The 22,752-nt window shown below is 41.6% G+C and carries 26 protein-coding genes and 2 pseudogenes; 11 read left to right on the forward strand and 17 right to left on the reverse strand.

Translation table 11 applies throughout. The features are described from left to right. Positions 1 to 161: 161 nt before the first annotated feature. The gene (locus ACT3IB_RS02365) at positions 162 to 1,664 is read left to right on the forward strand and encodes a sodium-dependent transporter (protein WP_491537419.1); all 1,503 of its coding nucleotides are present in this window, start codon (positions 162 to 164) and stop codon (positions 1,662 to 1,664) included. Between the two features lie 3 nt (positions 1,665 to 1,667). On the opposite strand, the gene ACT3IB_RS02370 is transcribed toward ACT3IB_RS02365, so the two are convergent. The 4 genes from ACT3IB_RS02370 to ACT3IB_RS02385 form a co-directional block, all read right to left on the reverse strand. Beyond that, complete coding sequence (locus ACT3IB_RS02370; RefSeq protein ID WP_491537420.1) at positions 1,668 to 2,204, reverse strand: PH domain-containing protein; 537 nt, start codon at positions 2,202 to 2,204, stop codon at positions 1,668 to 1,670. Between the two features lie 63 nt (positions 2,205 to 2,267). Beyond that, entirely contained in the window at positions 2,268 to 3,530 is a 1,263-nt protein-coding gene (locus ACT3IB_RS02375; RefSeq protein WP_491537421.1) for an LA_2272 family surface repeat-containing protein, read from the reverse strand. A 103-nt stretch (positions 3,531 to 3,633) separates the two neighbouring features. Continuing rightward, positions 3,634 to 4,293, reverse strand: a complete 660-nt coding sequence (locus ACT3IB_RS02380; RefSeq protein WP_491537422.1) for an acyloxyacyl hydrolase — start codon at positions 4,291 to 4,293, stop codon at positions 3,634 to 3,636. A gap of 48 nt (positions 4,294 to 4,341) precedes the next feature. Next, complete coding sequence (locus tag ACT3IB_RS02385) at positions 4,342 to 5,250, reverse strand: cation diffusion facilitator family transporter (RefSeq protein WP_491537423.1); 909 nt, start codon at positions 5,248 to 5,250, stop codon at positions 4,342 to 4,344. Between the two features lie 189 nt (positions 5,251 to 5,439). Here ACT3IB_RS02385 and ACT3IB_RS02390 point away from each other — a divergent pair, with 189 nt between their 5' ends. Next, entirely contained in the window at positions 5,440 to 5,793 is a 354-nt protein-coding gene (locus tag ACT3IB_RS02390) for a site-specific integrase (RefSeq protein WP_491537424.1), read from the forward strand. Here ACT3IB_RS02390 and tadA read toward each other — a convergent pair. Further along, positions 5,788 to 6,285: a tRNA adenosine(34) deaminase TadA gene (gene tadA / locus ACT3IB_RS02395; RefSeq protein WP_491537425.1), complete on the reverse strand. Its 498-nt coding sequence runs from the start codon at positions 6,283 to 6,285 to the stop codon at positions 5,788 to 5,790. The two genes, ACT3IB_RS02390 and tadA, sit on opposite strands and share 6 nt — an antisense overlap. A 68-nt stretch (positions 6,286 to 6,353) precedes the next feature. On the opposite strand from tadA, the gene ACT3IB_RS02400 reads away from it, so the two are divergent. From ACT3IB_RS02400 to ACT3IB_RS02410, 3 genes are all read left to right on the forward strand, one after another. Further along, a complete protein-coding gene (locus ACT3IB_RS02400) occupies positions 6,354 to 6,896 on the forward strand; it encodes an adenine phosphoribosyltransferase (RefSeq protein ID WP_491537426.1) in 543 nt (180 codons plus the stop codon). Positions 6,897 to 7,040: 144 nt separating this feature from the next. Further along, positions 7,041 to 7,538: a hypothetical protein gene (locus tag ACT3IB_RS02405; RefSeq protein WP_491537427.1), complete on the forward strand. Its 498-nt coding sequence runs from the start codon at positions 7,041 to 7,043 to the stop codon at positions 7,536 to 7,538. A 2-nt stretch (positions 7,539 to 7,540) separates the two neighbouring features. After that, positions 7,541 to 8,785, forward strand: a complete 1,245-nt coding sequence (locus ACT3IB_RS02410) for a hypothetical protein (RefSeq protein ID WP_491537428.1) — start codon at positions 7,541 to 7,543, stop codon at positions 8,783 to 8,785. A gap of 59 nt (positions 8,786 to 8,844) precedes the next feature. Here ACT3IB_RS02410 and ACT3IB_RS02415 read toward each other — a convergent pair whose 3' ends face one another. After that, the gene (locus ACT3IB_RS02415; protein ID WP_491537429.1) at positions 8,845 to 9,252 is read right to left on the reverse strand and encodes a hypothetical protein; all 408 of its coding nucleotides are present in this window, start codon (positions 9,250 to 9,252) and stop codon (positions 8,845 to 8,847) included. A gap of 6 nt (positions 9,253 to 9,258) precedes the next feature. Continuing rightward, complete coding sequence (locus ACT3IB_RS02420) at positions 9,259 to 10,107, reverse strand: 5'-nucleotidase, lipoprotein e(P4) family (protein ID WP_491537430.1); 849 nt, start codon at positions 10,105 to 10,107, stop codon at positions 9,259 to 9,261. A gap of 151 nt (positions 10,108 to 10,258) precedes the next feature. Here ACT3IB_RS02420 and ACT3IB_RS02425 point away from each other — a divergent pair, with 151 nt between their 5' ends. The 6 genes from ACT3IB_RS02425 to ACT3IB_RS02450 are packed head-to-tail and all read left to right on the forward strand — an operon-like array spanning position 10,259 to position 14,691. Next, positions 10,259 to 10,720 (forward strand): ATP-dependent zinc protease family protein, encoded by a 462-nt coding sequence (locus ACT3IB_RS02425; protein WP_491537431.1) that lies wholly within the window; start codon positions 10,259 to 10,261, stop codon positions 10,718 to 10,720. A 6-nt stretch (positions 10,721 to 10,726) separates the two neighbouring features. Beyond that, positions 10,727 to 11,650: a 30S ribosomal protein S6--L-glutamate ligase gene (gene rimK, locus ACT3IB_RS02430; RefSeq protein ID WP_491537432.1), complete on the forward strand. Its 924-nt coding sequence runs from the start codon at positions 10,727 to 10,729 to the stop codon at positions 11,648 to 11,650. Next, complete coding sequence (locus ACT3IB_RS02435) at positions 11,643 to 12,587, forward strand: succinylglutamate desuccinylase/aspartoacylase family protein (protein WP_491537433.1); 945 nt, start codon at positions 11,643 to 11,645, stop codon at positions 12,585 to 12,587. The genes rimK and ACT3IB_RS02435 overlap by 8 nt, the downstream gene beginning before the upstream one ends. Positions 12,588 to 12,614: 27 nt before the next feature. Continuing rightward, the gene (locus ACT3IB_RS02440; RefSeq protein WP_491537434.1) at positions 12,615 to 12,965 is read left to right on the forward strand and encodes a DUF952 domain-containing protein; all 351 of its coding nucleotides are present in this window, start codon (positions 12,615 to 12,617) and stop codon (positions 12,963 to 12,965) included. 2 nt (positions 12,966 to 12,967) lie between these two features. After that, positions 12,968 to 13,819 carry a zinc-binding metallopeptidase family protein gene (locus ACT3IB_RS02445; protein ID WP_491537435.1) on the forward strand — a complete coding sequence of 284 codons (852 nt, stop codon included), beginning with the start codon at positions 12,968 to 12,970 and terminating at the stop codon, positions 13,817 to 13,819. Next, complete coding sequence (locus ACT3IB_RS02450; RefSeq protein WP_491537436.1) at positions 13,816 to 14,691, forward strand: diacylglycerol/lipid kinase family protein; 876 nt, start codon at positions 13,816 to 13,818, stop codon at positions 14,689 to 14,691. The genes ACT3IB_RS02445 and ACT3IB_RS02450 overlap by 4 nt, the downstream gene beginning before the upstream one ends. Positions 14,692 to 14,695: 4 nt before the next feature. Here the strand turns inward: ACT3IB_RS02450 and ACT3IB_RS02455 are convergent, their stop codons facing one another. The 10 genes and pseudogenes from ACT3IB_RS02455 to ACT3IB_RS02500 form a co-directional block, all read right to left on the reverse strand. After that, positions 14,696 to 15,145: a fasciclin domain-containing protein gene (locus ACT3IB_RS02455; RefSeq protein ID WP_491537437.1), complete on the reverse strand. Its 450-nt coding sequence runs from the start codon at positions 15,143 to 15,145 to the stop codon at positions 14,696 to 14,698. Positions 15,146 to 15,953: 808 nt separating this feature from the next. Then, positions 15,954 to 16,061 (reverse strand): annotated as a pseudogene (locus tag ACT3IB_RS02460) (SDR family NAD(P)-dependent oxidoreductase); the annotation flags it as partial. A 28-nt stretch (positions 16,062 to 16,089) separates the two neighbouring features. After that, entirely contained in the window at positions 16,090 to 16,584 is a 495-nt protein-coding gene (locus ACT3IB_RS02465; protein WP_491537438.1) for a cupin domain-containing protein, read from the reverse strand. A 60-nt stretch (positions 16,585 to 16,644) separates the two neighbouring features. Further along, entirely contained in the window at positions 16,645 to 17,049 is a 405-nt protein-coding gene (locus ACT3IB_RS02470; protein ID WP_491537673.1) for a nuclear transport factor 2 family protein, read from the reverse strand. 114 nt (positions 17,050 to 17,163) lie between these two features. Further along, positions 17,164 to 17,523 (reverse strand): annotated as a pseudogene (locus ACT3IB_RS02475) (cupin domain-containing protein); the annotation flags it as partial. Between the two features lie 11 nt (positions 17,524 to 17,534). After that, positions 17,535 to 18,689, reverse strand: coding sequence for an aldo/keto reductase (locus ACT3IB_RS02480; protein ID WP_491537439.1), 1,155 nt, complete (start codon positions 18,687 to 18,689; stop codon positions 17,535 to 17,537). A 25-nt stretch (positions 18,690 to 18,714) separates the two neighbouring features. Next, complete coding sequence (locus ACT3IB_RS02485; RefSeq protein ID WP_491537440.1) at positions 18,715 to 19,566, reverse strand: aldo/keto reductase; 852 nt, start codon at positions 19,564 to 19,566, stop codon at positions 18,715 to 18,717. Positions 19,567 to 19,588: 22 nt separating this feature from the next. Further along, entirely contained in the window at positions 19,589 to 20,572 is a 984-nt protein-coding gene (locus ACT3IB_RS02490; protein ID WP_491537441.1) for an aldo/keto reductase, read from the reverse strand. Positions 20,573 to 20,646: 74 nt separating this feature from the next. Next, positions 20,647 to 21,270, reverse strand: a complete 624-nt coding sequence (locus tag ACT3IB_RS02495; protein ID WP_491537442.1) for a flavodoxin — start codon at positions 21,268 to 21,270, stop codon at positions 20,647 to 20,649. Positions 21,271 to 21,334: 64 nt separating this feature from the next. Beyond that, positions 21,335 to 22,726 (reverse strand): PQQ-dependent sugar dehydrogenase, encoded by a 1,392-nt coding sequence (locus tag ACT3IB_RS02500; protein WP_491537443.1) that lies wholly within the window; start codon positions 22,724 to 22,726, stop codon positions 21,335 to 21,337. Positions 22,727 to 22,752: the final 26 nt, after the last annotated feature.

Consider the following 22,752-nt stretch of genomic DNA (forward strand, 5'->3'; position numbering starts at 1 on the left):
ATAGCCCCATTTACCTACCGGGAAAAATTTTTAACGGCTATTAAATGGGAATATTTTTTAAAAGTAGTAATGATCGTAAGTGTCGGTTGCCACTTCGCAAAAAAATCATTAAAAATAGACGCAAGAAATTTAAAACCATTTAAGTATGTGGAGTATGCCTTATGAGCGGTAAAAATGGATCAGGGGATCTCTTTTCAACAAAATTGGGGCTTATTTTAAGTGTGCTGGGCATTGCCGTTGGGACAGGGAATATTTGGAGGTTCCCCCGTATTGCCGCACAGAATGGGGGTCAGGAGGGGGCCGGGGCTTTTCTTATTGCATGGATTACCTGTCTGTTTCTGTTCTCAATTCCATTGATCATTGCCGAATATGGCATCGGACGACATGGAAGAAAAGGCGTAATCGGTTCATTTGTAAATTTGGTAGGGAAAAAGTACGCCTGGATGGGTAGCTTTATTGGCTTTGTAGCTACCGCAATTATGTTTTATTACAGCGTAGTGGCAGGTTGGTGTCTCTATTATTTGATAGAATCCATCTTTTCGAGTCTGCCTGCAAGTATGGGGCAAGCCGAAACTATCTGGTATAGCTTTCAAGGGTCAATCTGGCCATCGGTTTTTCATGCAGTGATGATTGGTCTTGGTGGCCTCATTGTTGTCAAAGGCATTTCCTCGATTGAAAGAATTAACAAGGTGCTGATCCCATCATTATTGCTGGTTGTTGTAATTTCACTGATTCGAGCGGTAACGCTTCCCGGCAGTTTTCAAGGTATTGAATATCTCTTTACACCTGATTGGGCCACCTTAGCGCAGCCTAGCCTGTGGCTCGAAGCTCTAACACAAAACGCTTGGGATACCGGTGCAGCATGGGGACTAATTTTGACCTATGGAGCCTACATGCGTTCCAAGGATGATATAACCATTAGCGCATTCCAAACGGGTATTGGTAATAACATTGTATCGCTGCTGGCCGCTATGACTATTTTTGCTACGGTATTTGGTACTCTTGGCAGCAGCATGGGTAATGGAGAAATTTTAAATATCATGAAAACGTCGGGACCTGCATCTACAGGACTTACTTTTATGTGGATGCCCCAGCTTTTTAATGAAATGGCCGGTGGAAAATTATTTGCCATTCTTTTCTTCCTGGGATTAACTTTTGCGGCCTTTAGCTCGCTTATCTCGATGATTGAGCTGGCCAGCCGCGTTTTCGTAGATATGGGTTTTCCCCGAAAAAATGCCACTATCGCGATATGTATCACGGGTTTTCTATTAGGCATGCCTTCAGCAATTTCAACCGATATACTTGCTAATCAGGACTTTGTGTGGGCAGTTGGACTAATGGTTTCCGGGGCTTTTATGTCGTTTGCTATCATTAGATTTGATCCCGATAAATTTCGATCAACGATTGTCAATACCGGGAGTCAACGCTTTAATCTGGGAAAATGGTGGACGGTTATTATAAAGTATGTGGTGCCCGTTGAAGTGATTTCATTACTCATCTGGTGGATATACCTTAGTATAACATCCTATGCGCCTGATAGTTGGTACAATCCCCTAAGTGCATTTTCTGTTGCGACCATTGTCGTACAATGGGGCATAGCGATGGGGCTTTTTTACTTCTATAACGATAAAATTGCCGACAAAACGGTACGAGAATCCGATTAAAACCTATTTTGAATTCATTTTCTGATCTATTGATTGCAGAGAATCTCTAATTTCTTTTAGAATAGCGACGGTAGATTCATCTGTTTCACTTGCAGATGATGAATACTTATTATCGGTTACCTTGTCGCGTTGTTCTAAAACCTGGCTGCGAAAGTCCGAAGCATCTCTAATACCAATAAGGGTCAGGTCGGCCTGCCCCTGACCACTGCCGCCGGCCGTTTCGACTTTAAGAATGCTTAATCCAAAGTATTTAAGCAGAGGACCTTCTTTAAAAGTGAGGTCTTGAATCTTATCCAGGGGAATGGTCCGTTCTACATGAAAAAGTACGCCTTTCTCAAAACGTAGGGCTCGCGTTGTAAGTTCGGCGCTTAACCGATCAAAGTATTTGTTAATAAGTATAGGAGCTATTATCAGATAAATAGGCAGAAGAACTATTCCCACAATAGTGATGATTGAAAACAGGGTCCCGTAGATTAGTAAATACCTTTTGATACGAGGATTAAACTCCGCTTTTCGTAATACTTTTGGTTTAGCCGTCATAATCTATCTTTTTTATTGAGGTTTAAAATAACCCGACATTGTTAATGTATATGGTAGTTGCTTTTAAAACAATTCGATTCCCAGGGTTGCGCCAATCCAAAAAACATATTGGCGTCCCTTGGCTTTAATATCGAGTAGGCGGTAGGGGGCATAATCATTACTTTCTTGTAGTCGCGATATGAGCATATTGAAGGTAGGACCACCATAGAATTTAAAATCTTCATTCACCTCTTTTCCGAAAAGGAGACGATATTTTAAAATTGAATTTAGATCGTTGGTCCAGCTGCCTTCATTAATTTTGAAATATGAAAAATCAGAATACAGATCATATTTTTCATATTCATGCAATCTTCCAATGCTCCACCCGACCCGCCAAACGTCACGATTGATAAGCGGGTTAAATCCAATTGATAGCATGTTATAAATTTGTTCTGTTCCCAGTTTCATCCCGACATTGGTAAAGCCGGTTTCAGTAGTCCAAAGGTCAAGGTTTTTTCTCCCATCTCTGTAGTAGCTTACCAGACCAATGGGGAGGCCTTCAAACTCATTTCCATAATTTACTATTCCAGCCTGAATTCCTTGTCCCTGATTAACAATATTTACTGCGCCCAGCTGAATACCCTGAAAGAGTTGACTTATATTTACCGAACTCATACTAATTCCCTGGAAAGATTTTGAGTAGTTTAGTGCTCCTGATGTAATAATGCCCTGCATATCCTCACGTGCAATATTAGTAATTCCTCCAAACAATAAACCTTGCACATTACCACCAGAAATATTGCCGATACCTGAGACTAAAAGTCCCTGTATATCACTTCTGGCCATATTGAATGCACCGGCAGATTGCAGGCCCTGGATGCTACCACCCGACCAATTGCTAATTCCGGCAAATTGTAAACCCTGAATATCTGATGAGGCCCAGTTGCCGATTCCTGAAATTTGTACTCCCTGCATACTATTGCCGCTATAATTTCCGATTCCGGCAAATTGTACTCCTAAGGTATGCTTTCCGGAGTAATTGCCGATACCGGCTATTTGAACACCTGATGCATAATATTTATTGGCATTTATGAGGGGGCCAAACTCAAAGCCTTCGTGAAGGGCACCGTGGTAACCGCCCAAGATATTAAAAGAGTATTTTGAGGCGTAATCCAGGGCATCAATCCCGTTAGTACTAAGGCCGGGCACCAGGGTTATACGGTATGTGCGATATTTTAGATCGTAGTTTTTCCATTCTATATCTGTACTATCTTGTGCCTGTATTGATAAGGGAATAATCAGCAGGAAGGTAAATAATGCAACAACTTGAAATTTAATCTTACACATCGAATCTAGCAATAGAATTATTTTGGTTCGATTTTACATGGGCATTTACGAGAACCAGCATAAAATGTTATGGGAAAGGCTGTAACTGGTATTTTTTAGTAAATCAAAAGATTGTAAATCCGCTGTAAAAGATATTTGAGTCTATGCCGGGATTAATTTCACCTAAATGCCCGTTAGACATGTGGTGATACTTATATCCAAGTGAAAGAGAGATATGATCTAATACCATGATTTCTACGCCCACGCCCAATTCAAGGGTGAGATTAAATTGGACACCGCGACTATCAGGAAAGGGTTTTTTAAAATACATAAACCCCGTTGAGGATTTAAGGAAAGGCTGTATTGTATTGTGTTGGTTCAAATTAAATTGAAATCCCAGGGGAGTAATACCAATGCCGCTATAAGAACCCGCTTGATATCTCGGCGTATCAGAAAGAGTATAATTAGCTGCTAAGTTCGCTTCAGCAGTGTATTCGAGCAGATGCTTTGCATTGTATGTTACAAGCTTTCGGTTGTATCGAATGGTATAGATACTAAGCGTAGCTTTAGGAATTTTGCCCCAGAATCCCTTGGTAGAAGCAAAGGAGTATCCGATGATAAAATTCATTTCATGAATATCTGCATCTTTTTCGTTCACCCATGCAAATCGATCCGAAAAATTATCATCGGATTCTTGATTATCAGTATAAATTGGGGTTTGGGCGATACCACTCTCAAATACTGATAGTACAAAAAATGATACAATTAGTAGCTTCTTTATCATTCGAAAATATGCTGTTATACAATAGGTTAAAATGAAAATCTTAAATAATTATAGGTCACTTTCTTTTGCCTCTACAAACACACGTTTTACAAGAGGATACTCTTTTTTAATCTGGGAGGACAAAGTTGAGATATTTTTTTCTACGTTTGATACATCTGAGGTGTCTTTTAGATTTACGCTCAGATTAAGAAGGATGTAATTTGGGCCCATATGCATGGTTAATATCTCATTAACACCAGATATAAAATTATAGTTGGTTGCTAAATTCGTAATACCTGTTACTATTTCCGGATCAGCGCTTTCACCAATTAGCAGTCCCTTTGTTTCATAAGCGAGCCATACAGCAGTAACTCCCAGTATGAGTCCAATTACAATAGAGGCAATCCCGTCAAAAATAAGAAGCCCGGTGTATTGACCTAATGCAATCCCGATAAATGCCACAATTAATCCCAGCATAGCAGCCGAGTCCTCAAATAAAACGACAAATAAGGTCGGGTTTTTCTCTTTTCGTACGGCTTCGTAATATCCACGATCTCCACGAGCCTTATCAAATTCTTTCCAGGCAAAATACCAGGCAAAGCCTTCGAATATCATCGCCAATCCTAAAACAATATAGTTTATATACGGATTCTCAACAGGGTGAGGATCCATTAAGCTATGAATACCTTCATAGATCGAGATTCCGGCTCCTACTGCAAATATCATGATCGCAACAATAAAGCTCCAGAAGTATATCTCTTTACCGTGCCCAAAGGGAAACTGTTTATCCGCCGGTTTTTTAGCTTTTTTTAATCCTAATAAAAGTAACAGCTGATTTCCGGTATCAACCGTTGAGTGTATTCCTTCTGACATCATAGCGGAGCTGCCTGTGAAAACTGACGCTACAAATTTGGTGATAGCGATGAGCCCATTCCCAATTAATGCAGCATAAATAACTTTTTTGGAAGATGCGGCCATAACAGAATGAATTATTTACTGTAAAACGGTTAATTTGCTTTCTCATTTATAAATCCAATTATAGGTAAATAAATTGTGTTCCTAAAAGAGGATATTAAAAGGTTTTACCCATATCGCAGTCAAAAAAGGATGTAAGGATTAGCTTTCTCAGTGGTCTTACTTATAAACGCAATAAAAGAAGGGAGATCAATGGGAAAGTCGGTACTACTTAGTAAAATTCGTACAGAGATAAGAAGACAGGGAATGGGCTATCAAACTGAGCAAATGTATGTCGGGTGGATTACCCGGTATATTTACTATCATAATTTTGAACATCCAAAACGAATGAGAGAGGAAGAAGTGGTCGAATTTTTAAACTATCTTGTTATAAGGAGGGAAGTTCCCGACTCGGTCAAAACCCAAGCGCAACAAGCCATACAATTTCTCTATCGATATATTATTGGGCAACCATTAGCTTCTTTGAAAGGCGTTAAAAAGGGAAAAACCCCTTACATTTATCATTCGCGAAACATTGGCAGGAAAAAACGAATTTCTGCATCATAAACCGGTCTGCCCATTTCCTTCTGAACGACGTTCTTGAAAGAACTGCTTTAAAATCCACTCACAGTCCTCTTCCATAAATCCATGCATTACATCAACTTGGTGATTTAGCTTTTCGCTTGATGCAATATTATAGACACTACCACAACTTCCTGCCTTACCGTCCAGGGCACCAATTATCACTTGATCAATCTTTGCCCAAACAAGTGCGCCGGCACACATAGGGCAAGGTTCTAGAGTTACATAAAGTGTACAATCCTGAAGGTATTTTTGTCCAAGGGTTGAACATGCCGCAGAGATTGCCAGCATTTCAGCATGGGCGGTGGGGTCGTTCAGTCGTTCTGTCTGGTTATACCCTTTGCCAATGATATGATCATTTTTCACCACAATGGCACCAACCGGAACTTCTTTTTCCTCATAGGCCTGTTCTGCCAGAAAAAAAGCCTGTTGCATAAATCGAAGGTGTTTTTGAGTACCGGAAATATCAGAGTTCATTTAATTTGCTTCCTTGGGGATCAAATAGGTATTATCAGCGTGATAATCTGAATCAGAAAAAACGGCAAATGGACGGTGTTAAACAACAAGTAATTAGATTATTAAAAGAGAATATCCGCAATATTCCTGACTTTCCTAAACCGGGTATTCAGTTTAAGGATATAACCCCGCTGCTGCAGAACCCCGATACACTGGAACTTACCTCTCAAGTATTGGCTCGTCCATTTCGTCATATGGATATCGACTACGTACTGGGGTTGGAATCACGCGGGTTTTTGTTTGGAACAAACCTTGCTCAAGATCTCCATGCCGGATTTATTCCCGTCCGAAAGCCTGGAAAATTACCAGCTGAAACTGTATCAGCAACGTATGCGCTTGAATATGGGGAAGATATGATTGAAATGCATGAGGATGCATTTACGGAAGGCGACCGCATTCTTATTCACGACGATTTGATAGCCACAGGGGGGTCTGCTAAGGCTGCTACCCAGTTAGTCGAAAAGCTTGGAGGACACGTTGCGGGCTATTCCTTTATTATTGAATTGGAAGCCTTGCAGGGATGCGATCAGCTTCCAGATGATATCCCAAAGGATATTCTTATTTCTTTATAAGCGAATAATCATCTCTTTTGTTGATAAGTTCCCACTTTTCTAATCCATCAGTTCTTTTGAGGAACATTTGTTTATGATCCCATCTATAAGTAATTGAACGGCAAAATCATAGTTCAATTACCAACAAATATAACACACAATATCATGAAGTCATTCATACGAACGGTTATGTTGATAACTGTGATTGCAATGGTACTACTGACAGGGTGCACACAATCAATGGTTATCAGCAAGGTGGACTATTCGCAATCCATTGAATCGGTACTAGAGCCTGAAGAGGACGGCACTGTTCAAGATATCAAGCATGGGCTAACGTTTAATATCAAGCCTATTCAGTATGCCGAGACTCAAGACACTTCTTCTATAACCACAAAACAAGTCAGATATATCCGAGGACAGGAAGGATACTACTATATAACCGCCCCAAATTACAGTAATGTGTACGTTATGGCACCTGAAAAAGGAAAATTGGTTTTAAAAGAAACTCTAAAGACGACGGAAGAAGGCATTGCAAAACCTGCATTTAACCAGAGAATGACCCATATACAACTGCTTAATCGCTCTACTGGCGAAGTATGGAAGGTTTATGCAGAGAGCATTGAGAAAGAAGAATCCCAAATGGCTCAACGAGAGGTTAACTGATTATGAAAATTCGATACACAATAATATTGACGGTCGCACTCGGACTTTTTTCTTCAGCACTTTATGCCCAGGAAGCACAGTCGGATTATGAGATACAAAAAACATTTAAACAGCAATATGCCAACTACGAACAACAGATGGAAAATGTATCATCACCTGATAGTGCTGAAATGTTGATCGAATCAATCAAGCAATTTGATCAAAATTATAGTGAGCATGAAGAGTTGCTTGACAAAGCTTTATACCCAGATACGTACGACAAGCGAATGGAAAGTTTAAAGAAGTCATCAGTCCACACGCTGAGTAAGGTTAAAACTATTGCTAAGCAGCAAAAACAGCTTAATGAGCTTGAAGACCAGCTTGCATCATACGAACAGGATTTAAGCCAGCTCGACCAACAGACTGATTCTCTTAAGACGGCCATTCGCAAGTCTACTGAAAGCGAAAAAGAGCTGTCAAATATGGTACGAGAGTATCGCCAAAGATTAGAGAAGCGCGATGAGCTCATTTTAACGTTTATTGATTCAATGGTTGTAACGTATCAGAATATGGATTTGGATGCCTTACAGGAGATTGAAGATTATGATCAACGATCACGGATTAAGACAAATGATGCACTCAAATTGGTCCATGACATTTCCGATGAGAACATCCAAATCTTACAGCGGAATGCTTCGAATTTACAGCTGGATGATTACTTGCGGATGGCGGAGGTAAATCATCAATTCCAGGCCATGTGGAATAAGCTTGGCGATAAAATCCATGAGGTTTATGAAGGCGAGAATGCTGATATGCTTACTGAAAATATTAACACCAACTTAACTAAATGGGATAGCCTGTTACAGGCCAATACCATTGATGCAGTTAATGATTATTTTGTGCAGCAAGGCATTGAAACCACTGGCTTTAAGTCCGCTGATGAATTCAATGCAGCTTTACATTCTTACCTGGATCGAAAGATCAAGGAGGGTAGGGATAATCCTTCTGAAGCAAATTACAAGGATCTCCAACAATTCAAGGAGTTTTGGGATCGCGTCGAAGTGCAATGGACAAGCAGTTTGGCTTATGCCAACGTATTAAGTCGGGAACAAACCTCCGAACTTAATCAAAAAGTAGATGAATGGACCCAAATTGCACAACCCCAATCCAATAATATACTTGTCTATCTGCTCGGAGGCAGCGTTTTACTGGCTGTAGCATTAGGCGTCATGTTAATTCGCGAAAAGAAGAATAGAAAATCTAACTAAGCATTGTAAGGTTTAGTTACTATTAGAGTTAAGGTCCCGTTTTAATGAACGGGACCTTTTTATTTTTGACCATCAGTTGGTGCATCATCAGTTTTATCCTCCTTTAGCAACTTAATGAACAGCGACATGGAGCTTGTGATGGTGTAATATTCTTTACACGCCATAATTAGGACATACATAAGGATACCCCAAAAGGCTATTCCAATAGTCAGATCACTCCAATGCCAACTTTGACCAAATTCAATCAAGTGCCAGAACGAATACGAAGTGGCAATAAATATACTGAATGAAACCGCCCAGAATATATTTTGTGCTTTATCAATTTTACGCTCTGCAAATTCCTTAAGGCGATTCTCTTTTAATAATTGTTTGTCTTTATAGAGGAATAGGTTAGTGTAAATGGAGAATCCACCTCTAGTTTGAACCTCTTCTTTTAAAAACCTTTCAATGATTTTCGGACTGTTCATAGCAACTTATTTTCTCTTAGAATTAAGACGCGCTTTTTTTGCACTGTCAATTTGCGCGGGACTCAAAGAATCATCAAAATTGTAGAGCGCATTTTCCCAAGATCCATAAGCAGGGTTAGGTAGCACGTACCAGAATCTACCCCACTTATTCTTATTACTTTCAACAAGTTCATCTCGTTCCTTCTGAGAGATACCTTTTGCTGATATAAAATCGTTGAGATCATCCCCAAACAGCATGATAATACGGTAATTTTTAGCAACATATGCGCGACGTTCTGTTTTGGCTGAGGTCCAGTTTTCTTTTTCATTATTACTTAGGATACGGTCTTCATTCTCAGAAAGTGGAAATCCAAGTTCTTCCAGGTTTTGACGAGTCCCTTCCTCAACGTCAGCTTCCCGATTGGTTAGATAAAAAACAGCTACGCCTTGATTGGCCGCTCGTTGCGTAAATGTAACAGCCCCGGGCACAGGGTTAGCTTTTGCTTCCATCACCCAGTCATTCCATTGTTTAGGATCAAAGCTACTATTCTGTTTGATCATCCTGGCCTGAAAGGGAGAGTTGTCTAAGACCGTTTCATCAACATCTAAAATTACTGCAGGAGGCATGCCGCGTATTTCTTGATCTTCTTGATTGGGGTAGGCCGTCCAGTAAGAATCTTCAATGGCCATCCCTAAATTTGAGAGAGCTGTATTATAAACTGATTTGGTCAGTGCTTTATATTCAGCGGCATTTTGTGCCCAAAGTGTGGCGGAAGTGGTTGGATGTTGAAGCGTAGAGGAACTACTGCAAGAGACAAATAAAAAACCAATGAACAGAAAGCTAAACGGAATAAATTTGTGAAACATGCGAGACATAATGGGTCAATAATTGATGTTAAGCTTAACAACTGTAAAGTATTAAAAAGAGAGAAATTTAGAAGAAATGAATTTGGAAGTTCGCAGATGATACAAAGCCTAATAACTTGTATACTTAGGTGGGTTCATTAACAATTAATGTGATTGCAAAATGGCTGCTAAAAAAAAGGATCTCAAAATTATTGGCAGATTAGAACCAATCAATTTTCCCGAGTGGGATTTATATGGTATCGATGCAAAAATTGATACCGGAGCTTACACTTCGAGTCTGCATTGTCACCATATAAAACCGGTTCAAAACTATGACGGGGAATATGTTCGGTTCAACTTATTGGATCCATCACATGAAACGTATAATGACAAGCTTTTTGAGTTGCCTATACACCGTAAAAAGGTAGTTAAAAGTTCAAATGGATCGAGGGAAGAACGTTTTGTTGTAAAAACTAAGGTTCAACTTTCGGATAGGCTTTTGACGGCTGAATTGTCACTTACAGACCGTTCAGAGATGCGTTATCCTGTCTTGGTTGGGCGGAAATTAATCAATGGGCGGTTTCTTGTTGATGTATCCCAAAAGTATTTATCAAAAATGAAATCAAAGAACAGACATAATTAATTTTACATGCACATAGTTGTTTTATCTCGAAATTCTAAACTTTACTCAACCTCTCGCCTTACTGAAGCAATTGAAGAAGCCGGCCACGAAGCTACAGTTTTAGATCATCTTAAATGTGATATTGTAAGTGAAAAAGATAATCCATGTATTTACTATCGTGGGACCAAAGTTGCAGGCGTTGATGCCGTAATTCCCCGCATTGGTGCCTCCGTGACGTTTTATGGGTCTGCGGTTGTTAGACAGTTTGAGATGATGAAAGTATTTACCGCTGTCGAGTCACAAGCACTTGTACGATCGCGCGATAAGCTGCGAAGTCTGCAAATTATGGCTAGAGCAGGAGTGGGAATGCCTAAAACAGTGTTTACAAATTATTCTACAGAGGTTCGAAAAATTATTGAATCCGTAGGAGGTCCACCGCTGATCGTTAAATTACTAGAAGGTACGCAGGGCGTTGGGGTTGTCTTAGCACCCACTTTTAAAGCAGCCGAGTCGATTATACAGGCATTTCATAGTATGAAGGCCCGCGTAATTGTTCAGGAATTTATTGAAGAGGCTAAAGGCGAAGATATTAGAGCTTTTGTGGTCGATGGAAAAGTAGTAGGGGCTATGAAGCGAAAAGGAGTCGAAGGGGAGTTTCGATCTAACATCCACCGTGGGGGCAGCGGAGAGTTGATTAAGCTAACTAAGGAAGAGCGTCATGCTGCGCTTGTGGCTGCTCGCGCAATGGGCTTGTCGGTTGCCGGGGTAGACATGTTACAATCGGAACGAGGACCCCTTGTGCTCGAAGTAAACTCTTCACCCGGGTTGGAAGGCATTGAGTCGGCAACGGGTAAAAACATTGCCGGACGTATTATTTCATTTGTTGAACGTAAAGCTAAGGAAATAAAGAATAATCCCCGCAAGAGTCAGAACTTAACCAGAAATGCCTGAAACAATCACGATTAACAACTACAGGATTGAGCCAGGGGAAGAAAAAGAAATTCAGCTAAATATAGCCCGGCTGCCTACGTATACCAACATTGATCTGCCGGTCCATGTTTTCCGGTCTGAAAAGGATGGACCTACATTATTGCTCACCGGCGGACTTCACGGCGATGAATTAAACGGCATAGAAATTATCCGGCGGATGGTTGCTAAAGACCTGCTAATGCCCAAAAAAGGAAGTGTAATTGCGCTTCCTTTGGTTAACGTGTATGGGTTTATCCAAAATGTGCGTGGATTACCGGATGGTAAGGATATTAATCGCAGCTTCCCGGGCGTAAAGGGGGGATCACTGGCACGTTTGTTAGCCCATACGTTGATGAACGAGATCGTGCCTAAGATTGATTATGGCATCGATTTTCATACTGGTGGCTCAGCTAGATCCAATTATCCGCAAGTGCGATGTACATTGGATGTTGAAAAGAACAAGGAACTTGGAGAAGCTTTTGGAGCTCCTTTCGTGATTCATTCTTCACTCATTGAAAAATCTTTTCGAAAGGCGGCCCATAAGAAGGGTAAACATATCTTGGTTTATGAGGCCGGAGAATCCACACGCTTTTATGAATTTGGAATTCAGGAAGGTATTAATGGCACATTAAGACTGATGAAATATCTTGGAATGAGAAATGAAGCCCCAAAAGTCGTCCAGGAAACCAAGACATTTCGGAAGACTACATGGGTTAGAGCTAAATATGCCGGATTGTTCAGGCCAAAAATCGAACTCGGTGATAAGGTAAAAAAGCATCAGGTGCTGGGGCATATAAATGATCCCTATGGTAAAGAACAGTTCAAATTTACATGCCCACATAGTGGGCAGGTAATTGGCTTAAATTATGCTCCCGTAGTTCATAAAGGTGACGCGCTGTTACATTTAGCTTACGAATAATTTCAAATTTACTTTAACATATACTCTATGCGAGACGATCTATTATTTCATATTACTACCAAAGACGATTGGAAACAGTATAATAACAGTGGAAGTTATGAACCGGAATCCCTTGACAGCAATGGCTTTATTCATTTTTCAACGGGAGAACAAGTAGAAACTGCTGCAAACAGTTTTTTTGGAGATAAAGATGAAATTCTTCTACTTGTGATTGATGCTACCACACTTCACGATGATATTAAATATGAAAAGGATGAGGATACCGGGGAAAAATTTCCACATCTTTATAGTCCGCTTAATACCAATGCCATTATTGATAAAATAACTATTAAGGCTGAGAAAGACGGTACGTTCGATATTGCCTTTACAACAAACTAACAATGTTAGACCGGGCAGTAACACATATCACCGAAATTGCACAAATTCCTTCGTTTAGTACCTACGAAGAACGACTTCATCCTTACATCCGTCAGGTATTTAACGATATTTCTGCCCATGAAATTAATGTTAAGGGCAATAACCTGGTTTATAAAGTCGGTGACCAATCCGAGCTTCCGACAGTTGCACTAACCGCACATCTCGATAAAATTAACCATTACGGTACCGATTACCCAGATCCATTGCCCGTGGATATCACTAACAATCAAATTCAAGGGGCTATGGACGACAGTGCCGGGTTGGGAATGGTAGTAACCCTGGCAGAAATGGCTGACAGCCGTCAATGGCCAAATATGCTTTTTTTCTTTTCTGAAATGGAGGAGAAGAAAGGGCTTAAAGAACATCCGCAACTACTTAAGAATAACGGCAAAGGGTATACCAATGGGATGGGAGCTCGACGCATTGCCAAACAATGCCTAACCCTTGATGAAGTGCCGGATCAGGTTATTACTTTGGATACAACCCCGCTTTTTAAAGGTAACAATGGTATAGCGCTCTATGCCAATTACTGGGAGTTAAATAATCTTGATCCCAGCAAAAACCTCATCCAAAAAACAGAACAGGCGGTAAATCGGTTTTTGGCTATCGATTCTGATATCAAAGTAGATAATAACACCAATGATTATCTGCATTATGGAGAAGAATTTAATATTAACGATGGTCATGCAACAGTTTCAGTGGCATTAGAACCTTCCATTTATCCCTACCACCAAATAGGCGAACGGGTGTTTATCGATGACATTCGACGTTGTTTAAGCATATTAGAATCGTATCTAAATGATTCTATCTCGTGAAACGATATGCCTTTTTATACAATCCCGCTGCTCAGGGAGGTAAGTCAGAATTGAAATTGGAGCGTCTACAAACCTACATCACGGAATTTGATGATGCATATCTGTTTCACTCTAAAAAAATTGGAGATATTTCTGACTTCATTGAACAGAATTTTAATAAATTTGACGTATTTGTAGCTTGTGGCGGTGATGGGACGGTCCGTGAAGTAGCTACACGCCTTATAAATACTCAAAAACAGCTGGGTATTGTTCCTCTGGGAACTGGTAATGACCTCTGTAAAACTCTAACCATTCCGGTTAAGCTCAAACAGTCAATCTCTGTATTAAAACAAGCAAATACAGTCTCGATAGATGTGGGACAATGCAACGATTTTATCTTTTTAAATTCATTGGGGTTTGGTTTTGACGGACTTACCAACCGATATGCATTACAACTTAAACACTTACATCCGATTTTAGCTTATGCCATATCAGCACTTAAAGCAGTGGTAAACCACTCTTCATTTGATGTAACTATTGATAAAGGTGGGAATATTTCAAAAGAACGTGCTATCATGTTTTCACTGGCAAATGGAAGGGTAGAGGGCGGATCTTTTTGGATTGCACCCAATGCGTCAATTACAGATGGGGAACTGAATTCCGTATTAATAAAACCGTTATCAAAATGGCTTATTCCTATTTTTCTGCCCCTTTTTTTAATCAGAAAACCACAGTTAATTCCTCACGTAAAATCAGAAAAAGTTGATAAACTTACACTCAATTTTAGCAATGATGTCGACATTCATGCTGACGGGGAAATAATAAAATATAATTCAACTGATTTTAATATATCATTGATTCCCAATGCTTTAGAAGTAATTTGCCCTTTGTGATTTTCTAATCAATTACTCCATCAATGATGTGGATGACTCCATTATTTGCTTTGATATTAGAAACGCTTATTCTGTTCGATTCAATAGCCAGATTGCTGCCATTTTGATTTTGAATGGTAACAGTTTGACCGCTTAAACAAGTAATATCAGACATTGCCCGCAAGCTGCGCTCAGTAGCCATTCCTGTTAATATATGATTAAGTAAAAGGTTTGAATTTGACTTTTGGCCTAAGCTAAGTTCATCAAAAGCAGAGTTAGTAGGTGCAAACACCGTAAAAGGTCCGGATTCGTTTAAGCGTTCGCTGATGCCTTCATTTTCCAAGGCTTGAGCAAATTGGGTTGTTTGGTCATTTGATTTTAATTTTTCTAAGATAGATTGGGCTTGTATGTCAGAAAATGCAATAATACATGACAGGACAAGAGCTAATCCGAAAATTTTTTTTATAAACTTCATATTCTGAGTTTTAATTTTAAAACAATAAAACTTGATGAATGCAGATTGATATTTTTAAAAGTTCTATTCTAGTATAATGTCTTTTTTTTGAGATCCAAATATTAACATGCTAAACAAAACTCAATTAACTTATTGAATTCAACTATACAAATGATGTTCCAAAAACCTCAAAATAGTAAAAAATGGCCAGAATTTAGCTATTAACCGTAAATTAGACATACATAACCATTATAAATCTATTTAAGCTGCTTAGAATCAAAATTTAACAAATACCTTTAGTTAAACGATTCAAACGGGCATTTTCCAAGAAATAACAGCTTTTCAACCCAAATTTGTCAGCAGGGAGATAACTATTGATACCACATCAGTAATAGTTAAACAATTAAAAAAATTCAATGTATTGATAGGTTTCTATCGCTAAGATGAGAAGGCAATTACTTATTTAACAACAGAGATTCTTTCACTAGTTAATTAAAGAAAGATTGGATGTATAGAGTTATCATTTCTTTTGATCACATCCGATAACTAACTGAAATCCCCGTATGAACATCAGAACTATGTATTTGTCGTATAATTTATATTATGTAAAGTAGGTATATTTTTTATCAACGTTTCGTATATCCACTTTTATTCTTTTTAAAGAATTATTATTGAGAGACTATTGATTTCCGCCGGTGTTCGGTAGTCAAGCGTAGAATGCAGTCGCTGGCGATTATACCAGATCTCAATAAAGTTAAATATTACCTGACACAGTTTGTTATAATTATAGTGCTTGTGTTCTATCGGTTCTAACACAGCATATAGGTTATACTACGCTGGCTCCCTGTTCTGATAGATGCCAAGCCGTTGCCTCACCAAGGCCGCTGCTTGCTCCGGTTATGACGACGACTTTTCCTTCTATGTTTCTGTTACTCATAATTTTGGATTGAATCTTAGATTATTTTTTAGTTGATGCTATTGTATTCTTCATCGGATACGGGTTCTGCCCATTGAGCTCCCCCTTTATCAAGATTTGGACCGATGGCCGTATGCGTCATAGAATGTTCATGAGAAGCTCCGTGCCAATGTTTTGCATTGGTCGGGACTTTAATGACATCTCCTTCCTGAATAACCTGAATAGGTTTTCCTTCTATTTGGTGATAACCGGTTCCATCGGTCACAATGAGGATTTGTCCTCCTGGATGGCTATGCCAGTTTGATCGTGCTTTCGGTTCAAACTTCACCTTACCCCCGTTCGTGTTTAAATTATCATCTGGCTGTATTATCATATTTACCCACACTGTACCGGTAAAATTTCCTCCTGATACCTCGTTGCCTTCCGGCAGGATGGACGTCATATTATAATGTTTATCGGCGTCTGTCTGTGCCATTGCCTGGAAGGCGGGCAACAGCAACAGCGCAACCAAAACGGTTAAGCTTGATCTGTTAATGGTTTTCATAGTTGATTAATTTGAGATGAATGATTTGTTAATGGCCCTGAAAGCGGGCTATGTGTGAATCTAATTATCTTCTGAATTCATGAGCCTCGTAAATGACAAAGAGGATAGTTTCCAGTCTCCGCTTTGCTTTACATATACTTCGGTGACCTCAAAGGGATTGGTGACTTCATTTCCACCGACCTCAGCTAACAGCGTAATCCGGTTCAAGAGGACAGCCGTATCGTCCATTATTTCGACGGAGACCTCATGGATATCCGCTTTCTTATACCAAATACCACCACTTTCTATCACATTGAGTTCTTGTTCTTTGCCCCAGGATCCGCCCATATGGACAAATTTCGCTTTATCATGGAAGAGCGTAGAAAGAGTATCTGCATTTTTGTCTGCCATCCATTGCCATTTCTTCTTGGAGAGTTCTATGAGCTCCTTTTTTGTGCTTTGATTGCCTGATGATGGAGCGTTTATACTGTTGAACTCATCCTCGGGGACTGGTTCAAACCATTCTGTTGGTTCATCCCCAGTAATCGCAAGATAGGTTACACCTGTTTGAGGCGTTGCTGCGTGCCAGTGCTCAATTCCGGGAGGACACTTGATGACATCTCCCTTTTTAACGACCTGAACCTCCTCACCTCTTTCCTGGTAAAAGCCGGTTCCCTGCGTGATAAGTAATTGTTGGCCTGCCGGGTGCATATGCCAGTCCAATTTTGCCCCGGCTGCAAACGTTGCGACCACTACGTTAAAATCGAAAGTGCTATCGGTATCACTTAGGTGGTTGAGCCATACATCTCCGGTGTGATGAACATTAGGGGCTTTCTCCCCTTTTTGAAAGATAGAAGGATCCTGTGCTACAGCTTGGGCAAAAAGTGTGACACAAAATAACAGAGTAATTAGTAGTTTTTCCATAAATTTAGTTTTGATTTGCTTTTGACATTTCCTCATCGGGAGTTCAATTACTTCTGAGGCGCCTCTACTCCTGAAAACTGTAGTACGGAGTCTGGAAGTCGCTTTCCCTGAATTTGAATTTCTGAAACGGCTGAATTTAGCTCAGCAAGTTCTGAAGAGGTAAATTGAACAGAAGCCGCGCCAATATTTTGAAGCAGATGCGTCACATTGGTTGTTCCGGGGATTGGAACAATCCACGGTTTTTGTGCCATTAGCCAAGCCAGTGCAATTTGAGCGGGCGCTGCCTGTTTTCGTTCAGCCCATTCTCTAATCAGATCAACAAGCGCCAGGTTATTCGGCAGGTTATCAGGCGATAAGCGTGGTTCAACACCACGAATGTCGCCCTGAGCAAATCGGGTATTTTTGTCAATGGCACCAGTTAGGAACCCCACCCCAAGCGGGCTCCACGGAACAAAACCAATTCCCAGCTCCTCACAAGTCGGTATAACTTCCTCTTCAGGACCGCGCCACAACATAGAATATTCATTTTGCACAGCAGTGACAGGAAGTTCGGCATTGGCACGTTGCAAGGTATTCAGCCCCATCTCCGACAATCCCCAATGCAAAACTTTACCTTCGTCCATCAATTCTTTCACGGCACCGGCCACATCTTCAATCGGAACTTCAGGATCTACTCGGTGCTGGTAAAGTAAATCAATTCGGTCTGTACGAAGACGCCTAAGCATACCTTCGACAGCAGTCTTGATATGCTCCGGACGGCTATTAAGACCTGGACGGCGCTCACCTGTTTCCGGATCGATATTCCAGCCAAATTTGGATGTGATCACAACTTCATCCCGAAATGGTTCTATAGCCTCGCCGAGAATCCGTTCGCATTCATGAGGTCCGTATGCCTCAGCGGTATCAAAGAAGGTCACGCCCTTTTCGTAGGCAGTGCGAATAATATTGATCATGTTGGGCCGATACGGCACTGTCGTTTCATACCTGCGGTGCATATTCTGTACACCGAGTCCAATACTCGAAACCTCCAACAACCCAAGTTTTCGTTTTTCATTGATTTTTGTTGGTTCAGTTGTTGATTTATTTTTATCAGACTGACTCTGTGATGCGAATCCCATAAAAGGCAAGGATGCCAGTCCTGAGCCGGTTAATACTGCCTTAAGCATAAAATCGCGACGGCTAATGCTATTTTTCTTTCTCATTTATCTCTTTTTTAATCATTGATATTTAATCCTCTTCTAACGTACTGGCAAACCACTTGATGATTTCCGGATCGCGGTGATTGAAGAATTGACTTTCCCCGGTATCAAGCTTCTGGATCGATTCCATGTCTTCGTCAGATAATTCAAAATTGAAAACGTCAATATTTTCCTTCATTCGTTCTTTTCGAACGGTTTTGGGAATCACGACAACGCCCCGTTGGATAAGCCATCTTAAGACCACTTGGGCAGCTGATTTGTCATACTTCTTACCAATAGAAATCAACAGCTCATTGCTGAACGTGTTGTTCTTACCCTCAGCAAATGGAGCCCATGATTCATGTTGGACATCGTATTCTTCTAAAAACTTCTGATCGTTATGCCGTTGATAGAATGGATGCGTCTCAATTTGATTGACGACCGGAACAATCTCATTGTTGACGATCAGATCCATCACGCGATCGGGATGGAAGTTACTTACGCCAATGGCCTTCAATTTGCCCTCTTTATGCAGTTCTTCCAACGCACGCCATGAGCCATGTACATCACCATACGGTTGATGAATTAAATACAGGTCCAGGTAATTGGTTTGCAACCTATTCAACGAATCCTCAACAGCCTCCTTGGTTGCTTCATACCCAACATGCGAAATCCAAAGCTTGGAGGTGAGGAAAATCTCTTCTCTGTTAATCCCACTTTCTTTAATCGCTTCACCAACCGCTTCCTCATTTTGATAGGCTGCGGCTGTATCAATGGAGCGGTATCCCACATCAAGAGCATCCAACACACATCTCCTGCATTCCTCGTGGTCTGGTATCTGGTAGACCCCATACCCCATGATTGGCATTTCCACGCCATTATTTAATACTACATTCTTCATAATTTTTATATCCTTTTAGTTATTAATTTCCAGTGCGTTCTTGAAGCTCTTTTGGATATCGAGCACCTTGTATTTCAATATTCGACAACGCCCCATCAATTTGGCTAAGATCTTTTGATGACAGCGCGATATCAGCAGCTGCGATATTGCTTTTTAGATGTTTCAGTTTCGTCGTTCCGGGAATGGGGACAATCCACGGCTTTTGGGCCAGCACCCAGGCAATGGCAATCTGTGCCCGAGTTACCCCATGATCATCCGCAATGTTGCCAAGCAGCTCGACCAACTGTTGATTGGCTTTGCGGTTTTCCTTGTTAAATCGTGGCACAACATTTCGGAAGTCATTCTCACTAAATTCAGTATCCTCGTCGATGTCTCCTGTAAGAAAACCTTTACCAAGCGGACTGAAAGGGACGAAACCGATACCAAGCTCTTCGAGGGTGGGCAATAACTGTTCTTCCGGCTGCCTCCACCACATAGAGTATTCACTTTGCACGGCCGTGACCGGTTGAACGGCATGGGCCCGACGAATGGTACCTGCACCGGCTTCGGACATGCCAAAGTGCTTCACCTTTCCTTCTTCGATCAGCTCCTTCACCGTTCTCGCTACCTCTTCGATAGGTACGTCCGGATCCACACGGTGCTGATAGTACAGATCAATAACATCTGTATTCAGCCGCTGCAAGGAACCATCTACGGACCTTCGAATTTGTTCGGGATGGCTGTCCATTACCTGCCTGTCCTCTTCCATTTTGATGCCGAACTTTGTGGCAATCGTCACCTGATCGCGAATAGGCGCCAGTGCTTGCCCCACTAATTCTTCATTGGCAAAAGGACCATACACCTCGGCGGTATCAAAAAAGGTAACGCCCTTGTCGAAAGCCCTGCGGATAAGGCTAATCATTTCCTGCTTGTCTGGGGTTGGACCGTAGCCAAAGCTCATGCCCATGCACCCGAGTCCTACCGCTGAAACGTCCAAATCGCTATTTCCAAGTGTTCGTGCTTGCATGATAGTCTCTTTATTTAAATTGCGTTGATTCTTTTAATCTCAATATTTCAATTTCACAGATTTTAGTTGCGTCGTCACAACATCCCAATGCCTTTCAGCCAGCTGATTACTTCGGCCTTGGCTTCTTCTCTTCGTTCCCCTTTGATGGCAAGATAGATCCCATCGCGTTCCAATCCCCCTTTGGTAGAAAAGGCTTCGAGGATGTTGGAATCGGGGCAAAGATTTTCCACCTGTTGGATACTACTTCCCAAGCCGTATCCTCCATTGGTATTGAATGGAATTACCGTTTTGCCGCTTAAATCATATTCATTCAAAAAGCTTTTCATCGGCGGTGGCAGTTGCATATCCCACGTGGGAAAGCCAATAAACACCGTACCGTATTCTCCGATATTTTCAATCTTAGTTTTCAGAGGTGGCAGATACCCTCGCTCATTTTCGTTGTCCACCTGTGCTACGATTTTATCGTAATCTTCCGGATAAGGCGTTTCCAACTTGAGCTCGACCATCTCTCCGCCCACTTGTTGGTGGATAATCTCTGCTATGGCTTTGGTGTTTTCGGTACGAGTCAGATATACGATTAATACGTTTTCGTTATCAATTTCCTCAACAGCAGCCTCTCGTTCTTGTGCTGTTGATGAACACGACATCAGCCCAAGGAATGCTACCAGTAGCAGTGTGAATAAACCGTTGGATTTCATAATTGTTAAATCTGAATATCAATAATTAGAGTTAGTGGGTGGGATATCTCCACCCATATTAACTTTAATCGCTCTTTCCGGTGTACACCACGCGCCATATGCGACCTTTCTTGGAATCGGAAATATAGAACTCCCCGTTTGACCCCATCGCCAGACCCATCGGGCGATGCTCCGCCTGACCCGGGCTGGAGAGTGAATCTGTCCCGGCAAAGCCATCGGCAAAAGTCTCATAATCTCCCGCTGGCGCGCCATCTTCAAAGGGAACAAAAGAAACCTTATAACCTCTTTGCGGCAGTGGAGCGCGATTCCAGGACCCGTGGAAAGCAACAAATGCCCCATCCTGGTAACGATCTGGGAAATGCTCACCTCTGTAAAAGAGGAGGCCATTGGGTGCCCAGTGTCCCGGGAAAGCCACCACCGGATCGAGGTATTCTGAGCAACGCCCGACTTCCTGGCCATCACCACCGTATTCAGGAGAAAGCACTTTCTGCTCCTGGCGCTGGTCGTAATAGCAGTACGGCCAGCCTGCATTAGCGCCTTCCGTAAGCCGCAACATCTCTTCGGCGGGCAGCTCGGCATTATCCTCTGCGGTATAGAGGTCCGGCCAGAGTTGGTTGAGCTGGTCGCGACCGTGCTGCATCACATAGAGGGCATTGTCTTCGGTGTTCCAGTCGAGGCCTACGACATTGCGAATACCCGTAGCGTATCGAATACCATCGTCCTGCTGCGTCTGACCAAGCGAGTCAGCCGAGAATCGCCAGATGCCGGCCTGTCGCTCCAGTTGCGGGCAGGGATCAAATCCCGTAGAACCTGGCGTACGCGGTTCCTCCTGACAGGCATTTGAGGGAGCGCCGACATTTACATAGAGATGGCCACTTTCGTCAAAGGCGATAGACTTAGAATCATGTGCCCGTTGTTCCGGGAAGCCACTGACAACAATCTCCGGATCCCCTTCGGGAACAAGCGCGCCATTTTCCGGCATCGGCCAGCGATAGACGGACTGGGTATTGGAAGCCCAGAGATAACCGTCGTGGATCGCCATCCCCGTCTCCCACAGAATACCGCCCCCCATGGGGGTCCTGTCACTGAATCGCTCAATAACATCAGCTTTGAAATCACCGGTTGTATCACGAAGGGCCGCAATACCACCCTCTTCGCTACGTGTCTTCACGTAAATATCGCCATTGGATGCCACGGCAATGTGACGTGCAGGCCCAAGGCTATCAACGACAAGGCTCGCGCAGAATCCATCAGGCAGTGTAATTCCGCCATTATCCTCATCACACACGATCTCCGGATTCGCCTGGATCGACTCATTTTCGGGCGTTGGTTCGCTGCATCCGGCAATTAGTAGAACTGCAAACACAGACAGAATGGAAAACAGGTTGGAAATATTTGAAAAATTGCCAGCGTATTTACTTGCGGAAGAGTTCAAAAAGCTTTCTCGGTTATTCATAATATTCGTTTTTTATTTGGCAAAGA

The sequence above is a fragment of the Fodinibius sp. GM21 genome, from assembly GCF_058386955.1.